The 13811-nt window shown below is 62.7% G+C and carries 10 protein-coding genes; all 10 read left to right on the top strand.

Annotated elements, in window-relative coordinates; translation table 11 throughout:
• The first annotated feature begins 1 nt into the window (after position 1).
• Positions 2-2650 carry a type VI secretion system ATPase TssH gene (tssH, locus tag FBY01_RS05695; protein ID WP_010465273.1) on the top strand — a complete coding sequence of 883 codons (2649 nt, stop codon included), beginning with the start codon at positions 2-4 and terminating at the stop codon, positions 2648-2650.
• Between the two features lie 10 nt (positions 2651-2660).
• Positions 2661-4178 carry a sigma-54-dependent Fis family transcriptional regulator gene (locus FBY01_RS05690; protein WP_010465271.1) on the top strand — a complete coding sequence of 506 codons (1518 nt, stop codon included), beginning with the start codon at positions 2661-2663 and terminating at the stop codon, positions 4176-4178.
• Positions 4179-4448: 270 nt separating this feature from the next.
• Positions 4449-4589, top strand: a complete 141-nt coding sequence (locus FBY01_RS05685; protein WP_007894589.1) for a hypothetical protein — start codon at positions 4449-4451, stop codon at positions 4587-4589.
• Between the two features lie 17 nt (positions 4590-4606).
• Positions 4607-5803 carry a type VI secretion system-associated FHA domain protein TagH gene (gene tagH / locus FBY01_RS05680; protein ID WP_010465268.1) on the top strand — a complete coding sequence of 399 codons (1197 nt, stop codon included), beginning with the start codon at positions 4607-4609 and terminating at the stop codon, positions 5801-5803.
• Between the two features lie 5 nt (positions 5804-5808).
• Positions 5809-6309 carry a type VI secretion system lipoprotein TssJ gene (gene tssJ, locus FBY01_RS05675; RefSeq protein ID WP_145306536.1) on the top strand — a complete coding sequence of 167 codons (501 nt, stop codon included), beginning with the start codon at positions 5809-5811 and terminating at the stop codon, positions 6307-6309.
• Positions 6310-6311: 2 nt separating this feature from the next.
• Positions 6312-7643: a type VI secretion system baseplate subunit TssK gene (gene tssK, locus FBY01_RS05670; protein WP_077748563.1), complete on the top strand. Its 1332-nt coding sequence runs from the start codon at positions 6312-6314 to the stop codon at positions 7641-7643.
• Positions 7644-7648: 5 nt separating this feature from the next.
• Positions 7649-8524, top strand: coding sequence for a type IVB secretion system protein IcmH/DotU (icmH, locus tag FBY01_RS05665; protein ID WP_010465262.1), 876 nt, complete (start codon positions 7649-7651; stop codon positions 8522-8524).
• 13 nt (positions 8525-8537) lie between these two features.
• Positions 8538-12077: a type VI secretion system membrane subunit TssM gene (gene tssM / locus FBY01_RS05660; RefSeq protein WP_145306538.1), complete on the top strand. Its 3540-nt coding sequence runs from the start codon at positions 8538-8540 to the stop codon at positions 12075-12077.
• On the top strand, positions 12077-12805 hold the full coding sequence (locus tag FBY01_RS05655; protein WP_010465258.1) for a PP2C family serine/threonine-protein phosphatase: 729 nt from the start codon (positions 12077-12079) through the stop codon (positions 12803-12805). The genes tssM and FBY01_RS05655 overlap by 1 nt, the downstream gene beginning before the upstream one ends.
• A complete protein-coding gene (locus FBY01_RS05650) occupies positions 12802-13803 on the top strand; it encodes a serine/threonine-protein kinase (RefSeq protein WP_077748566.1) in 1002 nt (333 codons plus the stop codon). Before FBY01_RS05655 ends, FBY01_RS05650 begins: the two co-directional genes overlap by 4 nt.
• Positions 13804-13811 lie beyond the last annotated feature (8 nt).

The raw sequence follows: 13811 nt of genomic DNA, 5'->3' as shown, positions 1-13811 counted from the left end.
CATGATCAACGTAGACCTGCAACAACTTATCCAGGCGCTGGACGCCGAAACCCGTCGTGACCTGGAAAGTTCGGCCGAACGTTGCGTCGCCCGTGGCGGCAGCAAAATCCTCGTCGAAGACTTGCTGCTCGGCCTGCTGGAGCGCCCGCAAGGCCTGCTCGCACGCGCGCTGCAAGACGCCGAAGTGGATGCCGGCGAACTGAGCGCCGCGTTGCAATCGCGGGTCGAGCACAGCGCCTCGCGCAACCCGGTGTTCGCCCCTGAACTGGTGCAGTGGCTGCAAGACGCGTTGCTGGTGGCCAACCTTGAATTGGGTCAGAGCCAGGTCGAGCAAGCCGCATTGATCCTCGCGCTGCTGCGCAACCCGATGCGCTACGCCGGCAGCCGCTACCAGTCGTTGCTGGCCAAGCTGAACATCGAACGCCTGAAAGAATTCGCCCTGTCGCAGAAAGAACAACCGGCCACCGGCAAGCCTGCCGTGCCGGGCGAATCGCTGCTGGAGCGCTTCACGCACAACCTCACTCAACAAGCCCGCGACGGCAAACTCGACCCGGTGCTGTGCCGCGATGGCGCGATTCGCCAAATGGTCGACATCCTCGCCCGCCGCCGCAAAAACAACCCGATCGTGGTCGGTGAAGCCGGTGTCGGTAAAACCGCCATTGTCGAAGGCCTGGCCTCGCGCATCGCGGCTGGTGAAGTGCCGCAAGTGTTGAAAGGCGTGGAGTTGCTGTCGTTGGACATGGGCCTGTTGCAGGCCGGCGCCAGCGTCAAAGGTGAATTTGAACGTCGCCTCAAAGGCGTGATCGACGAAGTCAAAGCCTCGCCGAAACCGATCATTCTGTTCATCGACGAAGCGCACACGCTGATCGGCGCGGGCGGCAATGCCGGCGGTTCCGACGCAGCCAACCTGCTCAAGCCAGCCCTGGCCCGAGGCGAGTTGCGCACCATCGCCGCCACCACCTGGGCGGAGTACAAAAAATACTTCGAAAAAGACCCGGCCCTGGCCCGTCGCTTCCAGCCGGTGCAACTGCACGAACCGACCGTCAGCGAAGCGGTGACCATCCTCCGTGGCCTGGCTCAGGTGTACGAGAAGAGCCACGGCATCTACCTGCGCGATGACGCGGTGGTGGCGGCGGCGGAGTTGTCGGCACGTTACCTCGCGGGCCGTCAGCTGCCGGATAAAGCCGTCGACGTCCTCGACACCGCTTGCGCCCGTGTGCGCATCAGCCTCGCCGCCGCCCCGGAAAGCCTCGAACGCCTGCGTGGTGAACTGGCTGAAGGTGGCCGTCAGCGTCAGGCCCTGCGCCGTGATGCCGAGGCCGGTTTGCTGATCGATCACGAAGCGCTGGACGCGTTGGAAGATCGCCTGGCCGCCGCCGAAGAGGAAATGGTCGCACTGGAAACCCTGTGGACCGAACAGAAAGAATTGGCCGAACGCTTGCTGGATCTGCGTCAGCAACTGGCCAAGGCCCGCGAAGCAGCGGCCGTCGAACCGACCGTCACGGTTGAAGAAGACGCCGAAGGCACCGTGATCGAAACACTGCCGGTGGACGAAGCGCACAGCGTCGAAACCCTGGAAGCCGCGCTCAACGACACTCACAAAGCCCTGACCGAGCTGCAGGTCAAAGAACGTCTGGTGAGCTTCGAAGTGTGCCCGCGTCTGGTCGCCGAAGTGATCAGCGCCTGGACCGGCGTGCCATTGGCTCAACTGGCCCGCGAGCACAACGCCAAAGTCGCGAGCTTCGCCACCGATTTGCGCACCCGCATTCGTGGTCAGGAACAAGCCGTTCACGCGCTGGACCGCTCGATGCGCGCCACCGCTGCCGGCCTGAACAAACCGGATGCGCCGGTTGGCGTGTTCCTGCTGGTCGGCCCGAGCGGCGTCGGCAAGACCGAAACCGCGCTGGCCCTGGCCGACTTGCTGTACGGCGGTGATCGTTTCATCACCACCATCAACATGTCCGAGTTCCAGGAGAAACACACGGTCTCGCGCCTGATCGGCGCACCGCCGGGCTACGTCGGTTATGGCGAGGGCGGCATGCTCACCGAAGCCGTGCGCCAGAAACCGTACTCGGTCGTGTTGCTCGATGAAGTCGAGAAGGCCGACCCGGACGTGCTGAACCTGTTCTACCAAATCTTCGACAAAGGCGTGGCCAACGACGGCGAAGGGCGCGAGATCGACTTCCGCAACACGTTGATCCTGATGACCTCGAACCTGGGCAGCGACCGCATCAGCGAACTCTGCGAAAACGGCGCACGGCCGAGTGCCGAAGTGCTTGAAGAAACCATCCGCCCGGTGCTCAGCAAACACTTCAAGCCGGCGCTGCTGGCGCGGATGCGCGTGGTGCCTTACTACCCGGTCGGTGGCCCGGTGCTGCGCGAGCTGATCGAGATCAAACTCGATCGTCTGGGCGAGCGCCTGAACCGTCGCCAGCTGGATTTCACCTACTCGCAAGACCTCGTCGATCACTTGGCCGAACGTTGCACCCAAAGCGACAGCGGTGCGCGTTTGATCGACCACTTGCTCGACCTGCACGTGCTGCCGCTGGTGGCCGACCGTTTGCTTGATGCGATGGCCACCGGTGAAAGCCTCAAGCGTGTCCACGCGACGCTCGACGGTGGCGCCAGCGTGACGTGCGAGTTCGCCTGAGGTGGGTGTGATGTTCACTCAAGTGCCGCAACCGCTGGTGTATGCCGAAGCCTTGCTGGCGCAATTCGCCAGCCTGTCGCGCGCAGCGGACGGTGCTGCGCTGCTGGGTGACTTCGTGCGCGGGCTGGCCGAGCTCAGTGGTTGCGAATTGACGCAGCTGTACTTGCTGGACGCGACTCACACGTGCCTGGGGATGAACGCCGAGTGCCTCAACGGCATCCTGCAACCCCGGGAAGCGGCGAGCCTGCCGGCGGATTACAACGGTGAACAACTGCTGCAATTCGCCCTGTGCCAGAACCGCGTAGTGAGCCTCAGCGAGTTGAGCGGCAGCCTGCACGAAACCAGCTTTTTGCCGCCACAGGCCACGCCTTGGCAGTCGCTGTTGTGCGTGCCGCTGGTCAATCAGCAGAAAGCTGTCGAAGGCTTGCTGCTGTGCGCCAGTCGCCGGCACGTCGACCTGCAAGGCTTTGCCGATTCCCTCGCTCAACTGGGTTCGTTCGTGCTGGGCCAACTGCATCTGTTGCAGCGTTTGCGCCAGCCGGCGGGTGAGGCGAGACCGTTGAAGGCCAGCATTCCGAGCGCCAGCGGTTATGGCCTGATCGGCAAGAGCAAGGCCATGCGCGAGACGTATTCGCTGATCAGCAAAGTCCTGCACAGCCCGTACACCGTGCTGCTGCGCGGCGAAACCGGTACTGGCAAGGAAGTGGTCGCACGCGCCATCCACGACTGTGGCCCGCGCCGTTCCCAGGCGTTCATCGTGCAGAACTGCGCGGCGTTCCCCGAGAACCTGCTGGAAAGCGAACTGTTCGGCTACCGCAAAGGCGCGTTCACCGGCGCGGACCGCGACCGTGCCGGGCTGTTCGACGCGGCCAATGGCGGCACCTTGCTGCTCGATGAAATCGGCGACATGCCGTTGTCCCTGCAAGCCAAGCTGTTGCGGGTTTTGCAGGAAGGCGAGATTCGTCCGCTGGGTTCCAACGACACCCACAAGATCGACGTGCGCATCATTGCCGCGACGCACCGGGATTTGTCGGTGCTGGTCAGCGAAGGCAAATTCCGCGAGGACTTGTACTACCGCCTCGCGCAATTCCCGATCGAGCTCCCGGCCCTGCGCCAGCGCGAAGGCGACATCCTCGACCTGGCCCGGCATTTCGCCGACAAGGCGTGCTCGTTCTTGCAGCGCGATGCGGTGCGTTGGTCCGATGCGGCGCTGGATCACCTGTCCGGCTATGCGTTCCCCGGCAACGTGCGCGAACTCAAAGGCCTGGTCGAACGCGCGGTGTTGCTGTGCGAGGGCGGTGAGTTGCTGGCCGAGCATTTCTCCCTGCGCATGGAGGCCATGCCCGAAGACAACAGCCTGAACCTGCGCGAACGCCTGGAGCAGGTCGAACGCAGCCTGTTGCTCGATTGCCTGCGCAAAAACGACGGCAACCAGACCCTCGCCGCCCGCGAACTCGGCCTGCCACGCCGCACGCTGCTTTATCGCCTTGGGCGCCTGAATATCAACCTGGGGGATTTCGATGGTTAACGTATTTCGCGGCCAACAATTACCTGTGGCGAGGGAGCTTGCTCCCGCTGGGCTGCGCAGCAGCCCCAAAACCATGCGCCGCGGTGTCTCAGTCGAACCGCATTCGTTGATTTACGACTGCTGCGCAGCCGAGCGGGAGCAAGCTCCCTCGCCACAGGGGATCGGCTCTAACCACCGGATTAGAGCCCCACAACCCATTTCATTTGCTTTCGATAGCGCCGCCCACCCGGGTCGGCGCTTTGTGCTTTGTCTACCCATGGAGACCCTCTGATGCCTGTTCGTCACTGGCAAGCCGTCCTGCTGACCCTCGTCGTTCTATGCGGCCTCGGCGGCTGTAGCGGCAATTACAAATACAACGACAACACCTATCGCCCATTGGGTGATCCGCAGGCGGTCAATCGCGGCAAGTGACCGCAAGGAGTATCACCATGGAACTGGTTTTCGAAATGCTGAACACCAAGCAATTCGTGCCCACGGATTTGTGCCAGAAGACCTTCAAACAGGCTGGTGGCGTGATTGGCCGGGGCGAGGACTGCGACTGGATCATCCCTGACCGCAAGCGTCACCTGTCCAACCACCACGCGTTGATCAGCTACCGCGAAGGCACGTTTTTCCTGACCGATACCAGCAGCAACGGTATCCAGGACAGCGAGAGCGGCGCGCGCCTGCGCAAGGGCGAAGCGATGCGCATCGAGCATGGCAGCGTGTACGTGCTGGGTGATTTCGAGATCCGTGCGCGACTGGTCCGCGATCCGGCGACCTTCGACGTCGAAGTCGGCCGTCCGCAAGCGGCCGGCAGCATCATTCCGGACGATGCGTTCCTCGACCTCGACCCGCTGAACGCTCTCGATCAGCAAGAGCGCGTGTATTCGGAAATCGACGAACTGATCTCCCCGAGCACGACCATTGAGGACACCCGTCAGCGCGCCGACTACGCCCGCATCGACATGGAAAGCCTGATGGTCCCGGAGCTGATCAACGCCCCGGCAGAGCCAGCCCCTGCTCCACCGCCCAAAGCGGTCGAGCGTCAGAGCGAAGGTTTCTGGGAGCACTTCGGCGCGGCGCTGGGCGTGGACCTCAAAGGCCTCGACCACGACGCCCGCGAAGCCCTGGCGCTGAACGCTGCCCGCTTGCTCAAGCAGAGCGTCGGCGGGTTGCAGCAGAGCCTGCGCACCCGCAGCGAACTGAAAAACGAACTGCGCCTGGCCCAGACCACGGTGCAAGGCACTCACAAGAACCCGCTGAAATTCGCCGTCGATGCCGGCGAAGCGCTGGGCATTTTGTTGCAGCCGAACAAGCCGGGCCAGATGCCGCCCGAGCAAGCGATCTCCCGTGCGTTCCGTGATTTGCAGGCGCATCAGGTGGCATTGCTGACCGCCAGCCGCGCCGCCGTTCGCGGCACGCTGGAACACTTCTCGCCGCAGCAACTGACCCTGCGTTTCGAGCGCGACAACAAGCCGTTGCTGGCCACGTCCGGCAGCCGCTGGAGAGCCTACGGTCGTTATCACCAGGCCCTGCGCCAGGACGATGACTGGAGCGAGCGACTGTTGGCCCGAGATTTTGCCCAGGCCTACGAAGAACAGATCCGTCTGATTTCCACCCTTCACACCGACCACCAAGGATGATGCGCATGTCTCGCTGCTCGACCGCTTTTTTCAAGACGCTGACGGCGTTCGCGGCCCTGGTGCTGCTGGCTGGCTGCTCGTCGCTGTCGCCGTATTCCCACGTCACCAAGCTCAACTTGAAGCTCACCGCCAGCGATCAGTTGAACCCGGACCTCAACGGGCGTCCGTCGCCGATCGTCGTGCGCCTGTTCGAGCTCAAGCACCCGGTGACCTTCGAGAACGCTGACTTCTTCAGCCTGTACGAGCGCGCCAAGGAATCCCTGGCCCCGGACCTGGTGGCCAGCGAAGAACTCGAACTGCGCCCGGGCGAAACCGTCGAACTCAAGCTCAGCGTGGAGGAGGGCAGCCGCTACGTCGGCATCCTCGCAGCCTACCGCGACCTGCCGGAAACCAAATGGCGCTATACGGTGCAAATCACCCCGGTGGAAGTCACCGACACAGACCTGACCCTCGATCAGGCCGGTATTCGCAACAGCAACGAAACGCTCGCCAAGGCGGATGACTGAACATGAATTCCCATAAAGTCATTTGGCAGGAAGGCATGCTGCTGCGTCCGCAGCACTTCCAGCATAACGACCGTTATTACGAGCACCAGATGAAGACCCGCACCCAGTTGCTGGGCAGCTACACCTGGGGCTTCCTCAATCTGGAAATCGATTTGCAGTTCCTCAACATGGGCAAACTGGTGATCAGCCAGGCCTCGGGGATTCTGCCGGACGGCAGTCTGTTCGAGCTCGGCGGCAACACCGAGCCGTTGGCCCTCGACGTGCCGCCGAACACCGGCAACACGCCGATCTACCTGGCACTGCCGTTGGTCACCGGCAATCACATCGAGTCCCGCCGCCCGGAGCAATCCGACGTGCTGGCGCGCTATACCGCGTATGAAGCGGAAGTGGCGGACTCCAACGCCGGCGATGACTCCGCCAGCCAGGTCAGCTGTGGCCGCCCGGACTTCAAACTGTTGCTCGGTGAGCAACAGAGCGACCAGGCTTACGTGAAGCTGAAAATCTGCGACGTGCTCGACACCACGCCCGACGGCGTAATCAGCCTCGACCCGGATTTCGTGCCGACCTACATTCAGGCGCATGCCTCCAGCTACTTGCTGTCGTGCCTGAAAGAAGTGATCAGCATGCTCGGTCACCGTGGCGACACCATCGCCGAGCGCATCCGTTCCAACGGCAAGGTCGGTGGCGCGGAAGTCGGTGACTTCATGATGCTGCAACTGATCAACCGCACCGAACTGCTGCTGCGTCACTACCTAGGCCTGGAGCAGGTTCACCCGGAAGAGTTGTACCGCACGCTGCTGACCATGCTCGGCGACTTGGCAACCTTCTCCAGCGACAGCAAACGCCCGCGTCTGGACAGCCGTTACCAGCACAGCGACCAGGGCGCGAGCTTCCGCAAACTGATGGAAGCGATTCGTCAGGTGCTGTCGATGGTGCTCGAACAGCACGCCATCGAATTGGTGCTGCAAGCGCGTCAGTACGGGATCATTGTCTCGCCGTTGCACGACCATAAACTGCTGGGCTCGGCCTCGTTCGTGCTCGCCGCCAGTGCCAACTGCGACTCTGAAGAATTGCGCCACCGCTTGCCGGCGCACCTCAAGGTCGGCCCGGTGGAGCGCATCCGCCAACTGGTCAACCTGCACCTGCCGGGGATCAAGGTCAAACCGTTGCCGGTGGCACCACGGCAGATCGCGTTCCACTCCAACAAAACCTATTTCATTCTCGAACTCAGTTCCGAAGACCTGGCACAACTCGAGCGCTCCGGCGGCTTCGCGTTCCACGTGTCCGGCGAATTTGCCGAGCTTGAACTGAAATTCTGGGCCATCAGGAACTGACCGACATGATCAAGGACATGGAACATAACCAGGACGATAAAACCGTCCTGCTCGACCGCCAGGGCCACGGCCCTGCTTCGAGTCCGCTGACAGACTTCGCTGCACCGCCGCGCTTCGAACAGCTTGAAGAACGGATGATTTATGCCGCGCGCCTGCGCCCGGCGGAATCCTTCAACATCAGCCTCAATTCGCTGGTGGCCGCGGCGTCCGATCTGTTGTCGGAAGTGGTGCGCCTCAAGCACAGCGATACCCGCGAAGACATGTACGCGCTCAACGAGCGCCTGACTGCCGGGCTGAAACTGTTTGAAGTGCGCGCCCTGCACAACGGCGCCGAAAGCAGCCAGGTGATGGCCGCGCGTTACGTGCTCTGCACCGTGGTCGACGAAGCCGTCGTGACCACGCCGTGGGGCAACGAAAGCGAGTGGTCGCAGATGAGCCTGCTCAGCAGCTTCCACAACGAAACCTTCGGTGGCGAGAAGTTCTTCCAGCTGCTCGATCGCCTGTCGAAAAACCCGGTCAAGCACCTGCCGATGCTGGAGCTGATGTACCTGTGCCTGTCCCTCGGTTTCGAAGGCAAATACCGGGTGCAAGCCCGCGGCATGCTCGAGCTCGAAGGCATCCGCGACGCCTTGTATCGCCAGATCCGTCAGTTGCGCGGCGACGTGCCTCGTGAGTTGTCGCCGCATTGGGAAGGCTTGAACGATCAGCGCCGCAGCCTGGTGCGCATCGTGCCGGCGTGGATGGTGGTGCTGTTCACCGTGGTCTGCCTGGTGGTGATGTATTCGGGTTTCGCCTGGGTATTGGGCGAGCAACGCGAAACCGTTCTGCAACCTTTTCAGCAGCTAGATCCGGCCGCGGTCCAGCCGCAGTCGCAGCCGTAAACAGGGACGTGTGATGAAAAAGTTTTTCAAGAAAGTCGGCGCATTCTTGCGCAAGACCTGGGTCTGGACCTTGCTGGTGGTGCTGTTTGTCGCGCTGCTGGTGTGGTTTGTCGGGCCGCTGCTGGCCGTTGATGACTACAAGTTCTGGGAAGGTTCGACCTCCCGCCTGCTGACCATCAGTGTGCTGTTCCTGATCTGGGGCCTGACCATGGTCTTCGTCAGCTGGCGCGCTGGCGTACGCAAAAAGGCTATCGAAGACACCGAAGACGGCCAGGATCGTATCCGCCGTGAAGAGCTGATCGACGAAGAGCAGAAAGAACTTCGCGTGCGCTTCAAGGATGCGTTGAAAACCCTGAAGACCTCGAGTCTGTATCGCGGTCGCAGCGAACGCTGGCGCAGTGACTTGCCGTGGTACTTGCTGATCGGCCCGCAGGGCAGTGGCAAGACCAGCCTGCTGGACTTCTCGGGCCTTGAGTTTCCGATCAACAAGATCGACCGCAAGCTGACCCGCGACACCCTCGGCACCCGTCATTGCGACTGGTACTTCGCCGACCACGGTGTGCTGATCGACACCGCCGGGCGTTACCTGACCCAGCCGGATGCCGAAGTCGATGGCAGTGCCTGGAGCACCTTGCTCGACCTGCTGCGCAAGCGTCGCCGCAACCGTCCGTTGAACGGCGTGCTGGTGACCATCCCGGTTGAATTGCTGCTGGGCAACACCGAACAGGACCTCGACACCCTGGCTCGCCAGGTGCGTGCGCGTCTGCAAGACGTGCATCAAAAACTGCATGTCGATGTGCCGGTTTATCTGGTGCTGAGCAAGGCGGACAAGCTGCTCGGTTTCGACGAGTTCTTCGATCAACTGACCCGTGAAGAAAGCGATCAGGTGCTCGGCACCAGCTTCCGCAAAGAGCAGAGCGGCACCGACGTCGCCGTCCTGCGCGCCGAGTTCGAAGAGCTGCTGCGTCGCCTCAACAGCCAAGTGATCATGCGCATGCACCAGGAGCGCGACACCCAGCGCCGTGGCCGCATCCTCGACTTCCCGCATCAACTGGGGCAGATCGGCGAGCGCCTGTGCCTGTTCGTCGACATGGCGTTCACCGGCAACCGCTACCAGCGTGTCAGCCAGTTGCGTGGTTTCTACCTGACCAGCGCCCCGCACCTGACTCAAGAGATGGACCAGACCACGGCCGGCATCGGCGCCAGTCTGGGCATGAGCGCCGGCATGCTGCCGACCTTGCGCAGTGGCCGTTCGCGGTTCATTCACCATTTGCTCAGCCGGGTGATTTTCCCCGAGGCCGATCTGGCCGGTCTGGACAAGCGCGAACGCAGCCGCATCCATTGGGGGCAACGTGCCCTGTACGTGGGCGCACTGGCGGCACTGGCGCTGTTCGGTATGCTTTGGGCCGGCGGTTTCTCCGCTAACTACGAGCGTCTGGAAAACCTGCGCAACCTGGCCACCAACTGGACTCAGCAGCGCTCGGCCCTGACCGCGCGTGATGATTCCATGGCCGTGCTCAAGACCCTCGACACCAGCTATGCGGCGACCCAGGTCTTCCCGAAAAAAGGTGACGTGTCGTACCACGAGCGTGGCGGCCTGTACCAAGGTGAAGAGGTCAACCCGGTGGTCAAGGACGCCTACGAGCGTGAGCTCGAAGCGCAGTTGCTGCCGAAGGTTGCGACGCTGCTGGAAGGGCAGATCCGCGCCAACATGAAGGACCGCGAACGCTTGCTCAACAGCCTGCGCGCGTACCTGATGCTGAACATGAAGGATCGTCGCGATGCGGCATGGCTCAAGGATTGGGTCGCCACTGACTGGTCCCAGCGTTACGCCGGCAACACCGCGGTGCAGAACGGTTTGAACACGCACTTCGAGCGTCTGCTCAAGCAGCCGTTTATCTACCCGCTGAACGATCAACTGGTGGCCCAAGCGCGTCAGGTATTGCGCAGCGAGTCGCTGGCCAACGTGGTTTACCGGATGCTGCGCGAGCAGGCCCGCAACCTGCCGGAATACCGTCTGAGCCAACACATCGGTCCGCAGGCTTCGCTGTTTGTCGGCACCGATTACGTGATCCCGGGGTTCTACACCCAGCAGGGTTATCAGCAGTATTTCTCGGTTCAGGGCAGCGCGCTGGTCACCGATATCCTGCGTGACAACTGGGTACTGGGCGAAGGCGCGGGCATCAGCGGCATGGACTTGCGCCGCCTGATGGTTGAACTGGAGCAATTGTACTTCCGCGACTACGCCAACTTCTGGAGTGAAGCGGTCGGCCAGGTTGCCCTGCCACCGATCAATGATGCGGGCGAGGGCGCCGAGCAACTGGCGGGCCTGACGTCGGCCAATTCCCCGGTGCTGCAACTGCTGGTGGAAGTGCGCGAGAACACCCGGTTCCCGGCAGAAGCCGAACCGGCTGAGCAAGCGGCTGATGCCGCTGGAGCACTGGCCGATCAGAAAGGCAAATTGGGCAAGCTGGGCAAACTGGCGTCTGCCGCAGCGGACCAGGCTTCGGAGATGGCGGCGATCAAAAACCTGCCGGATACCGCGAAGAAATCCCTGCAACGCCGCTTCGAACCGTTGCACCGTCTGCTGGATGACAACAACGGCCCGGCCGCTGATTTGACCCCGGCACTGACGGCGCTCAACGACCTGCAACTGCAACTGGCGAGCCTGGCGCGTGCCAGTTCCCCGGATCAGGCCGCGTTCGAAATGGCCAAGACTCGCATGAGCGGCCAGCGTGATGCGCTGAGCAACTTGCGCAATGCCTCGAACCGTCTGCCGCGTCCCGTCAGCGTCTGGTTCAACGTGCTGGCCGAAGACACCTGGCGTCTGGTGCTGAACGATTCCTACCAGTACCTGAACCAGCGTTATCAGAGCGAGCTGTACAGCTTCTACGGCAAGGCGATCAACAAGCGTTACCCGTTCAGCGCCCACAGCACCAGCGACGTCGCGATCAGCGATTTCCGCGAGTTCTTCAAGGCGCAGGGCATCAACGATCGCTTCTTCGAGACCTACATGCGTCCGTTCGTCAGTGGCGATCCAGGCAATTACCGTCTGCGTTCCATCGACGGTCACAGCATGCCGATCTCCAAGGTCTACCTCGACCAGATGGCCGCGGCCCAAGTGATCCGCCAGAGCTTCTTCTCGGTCAACCCGGCCGAGCCGCAAGTGCAGTTCAAACTGGAGCCGTACACCCTCGACCCGGCCGTCAGCCGTTCCGAGTTCAAGTTTGGCGACAAGACCATCGAATACCGTCACGGCCCGATCGTGCCGGTGTCCTTCAAATGGCCGACCGACGCTGAAGACGGTCGCACCAGCCTGGTCCTCGACAAAATGGCTGGCCGCCCGATCGGCATCGAGAAGAACACCGGCCCGTGGTCGCTGTTCCGTCTGTTCGACCTGATGCAGACCGAGTACCTGAACGGTCGCGACGTGATGGTCCTGAAAGCTGACGTGGGTGGCCTGCGCGCCAATTACCTGCTCAGCAGCCAGCGCACGCCGAACCCGTTCGACATGGGCGTGCTGCGCACCTTCCGTATGCCGGTGCAGCTCTGATGCTGGTTGCCAGTCCCTGGCGCAGCGCTGCGCGTACCGATCCGGGCAAGGTTCGGGCGCGCAACGAAGATGCTTTCCTCGACTGTCCACAGCAGGGGCTGTGGGTGGTCGCGGACGGCATGGGCGGTCATCAGGGTGGCGACATCGCCAGCCAGTTGATCGTCGCCAGCCTGGCGGAATTGCCGGTGCAGGACGACTTCGACGAACGACTCAAAGGTATTCGCCAGTGCCTGCACTGGTTGAATCGCCGCTTGGGTCAGGAGTTGACCGTCACCGCCGGGCGCCATGACAGCATCATGGGCAGCACCGTGGTGGCGCTGCTGGTGGAAGGCAATCGAGCGGCCTGTATCTGGGCCGGCGACAGCCGTTGCTACCTGTGGCGCGGCCAGCGTTTGTATCAGCTGTCCAAGGACCATTCGCTGCAACAGCAACTGATCGACGAGCAAAACATGAGCGTCGAGGACGCCCGTGCGCATCCATCGGCCCATGCCCTGACCCGTGCGGTCGGGGCGGCTGATGTGCTGACGCTGGACGTGCTCGAACTCGAGGTCTACCCCGGCGATACGTTTCTGTTGTGCAGCGACGGTTTGTACCAAGGACTCAGCAGCGATGCCTTGGGCAACGCCCTGAGCCTGACCGCGCCGCACGTTGCGCTGGAGCGTCTGTTCGACGGCGCCTTGCGTGGCTCGGCCCGGGACAACCTGACTGCCGTGGTGATCCGACAATGACCCAACTCATGCCGCCGCTCGACGACCTGCTGGTGACCGACGAGGAAGCCAATAACCTGACTTACTTCGCGTTCGCCAAGTCGCATAAAGCCGAGCCCGCGCTGGCGCCAACCAAGGCCAGCATCGGCGAAATGCCCGACGTGCTCGCAGGCCGTTACCGCATCGAGCGTCTGCTCGGTGCCGGCGGCATGGGCGCGGTTTACCGCGCACGGGACTTGCTGAGCGAACAGTTCGGCGATCCCGACCCTTACATAGCGCTGAAGATCCTCAGCGAAGAATTTGCCGAATCGCCGGACGCCAGCGCCTTGCTCTACAGCGAGTTCGCCCTGATCCGACGCCTGCGCCACGACAACGTGCTGCGCTTGCACAGCTTTGAAGTGGACACCGATTGCCAGCGCGCCTTCATCACCATGGAACTCATGCGTGGGCTGACCCTGGATAAATTACTCTGCGAGCGCCCCTTGGGCCTGCCGTGGAAAGAACTGCGCGACATCGCGCTGCCGCTGCTCGACGCGCTGGCCTACGCCCACGCTCGCGGCGTGCTGCACGGTGACATGAAACCGAGCAACGTGATGCTCAGCGAAGAAGGCGTGCGCCTGTTCGACTTCGGCCTCGGCCAGGCTGAAGAGGGCATCCTGCCTGGCTTGCCACACCTGAGCCGCGACCGCTTCAACGCCTGGACCCCGGGCTACGCAGCCCCCGAACTGCTTGAAGGCCAACCGCTGTCGGCCAGTGCAGATGTCTACGGCGTGGCCTGCGTGCTCTACGAACTGGCGGGCGGCAAACACCCGTTCCGCCGCTTGCCGTCGACCGAAGCCCGCGACGGCCACCTCGAACGCGAACTGCACGCTCCACGGAATCTACCGAAACACTGCTGGCCAGCCCTGCGAACGGCGCTGGCTTTCGATGCGGCCAAGCGCACCATCACCGCCGCCCAACTGCGTGACGCCCTGGGCGCCACTTCGTCTTTGCTGCAACGCCTGCGACTGCGGGCGTAACGGATGAC

Source organism: Pseudomonas sp. SJZ077 (assembly GCF_007993905.1).
GTDB classification, from domain to species: Bacteria; Pseudomonadota; Gammaproteobacteria; order Pseudomonadales; family Pseudomonadaceae; genus Aquipseudomonas; species Aquipseudomonas mandelii.
This window is presented reverse-complemented; position numbering and strand designations above follow the sequence as displayed.

Coding starts and splice junctions, on each gene's coding strand:
- tagH (WP_010465268.1), top strand. CDS start 4,607: ATGGAACTGGTTTTCGAAATGCTGAACACCAAGCAATTCGTGCCCACG.
- icmH (WP_010465262.1), top strand. CDS start 7,649: ATGATCAAGGACATGGAACATAACCAGGACGATAAAACCGTCCTGCTC.
- tssJ (WP_145306536.1), top strand. CDS start 5,809: ATGTCTCGCTGCTCGACCGCTTTTTTCAAGACGCTGACGGCGTTCGCG.
- tssM (WP_145306538.1), top strand. CDS start 8,538: ATGAAAAAGTTTTTCAAGAAAGTCGGCGCATTCTTGCGCAAGACCTGG.
- FBY01_RS05690 (WP_010465271.1), top strand. CDS start 2,661: ATGTTCACTCAAGTGCCGCAACCGCTGGTGTATGCCGAAGCCTTGCTG.
- FBY01_RS05650 (WP_077748566.1), top strand. CDS start 12,802: ATGACCCAACTCATGCCGCCGCTCGACGACCTGCTGGTGACCGACGAG.
- FBY01_RS05655 (WP_010465258.1), top strand. CDS start 12,077: ATGCTGGTTGCCAGTCCCTGGCGCAGCGCTGCGCGTACCGATCCGGGC.
- tssK (WP_077748563.1), top strand. CDS start 6,312: ATGAATTCCCATAAAGTCATTTGGCAGGAAGGCATGCTGCTGCGTCCG.
- tssH (WP_010465273.1), top strand. CDS start 2: ATGATCAACGTAGACCTGCAACAACTTATCCAGGCGCTGGACGCCGAA.
- FBY01_RS05685 (WP_007894589.1), top strand. CDS start 4,449: ATGCCTGTTCGTCACTGGCAAGCCGTCCTGCTGACCCTCGTCGTTCTA.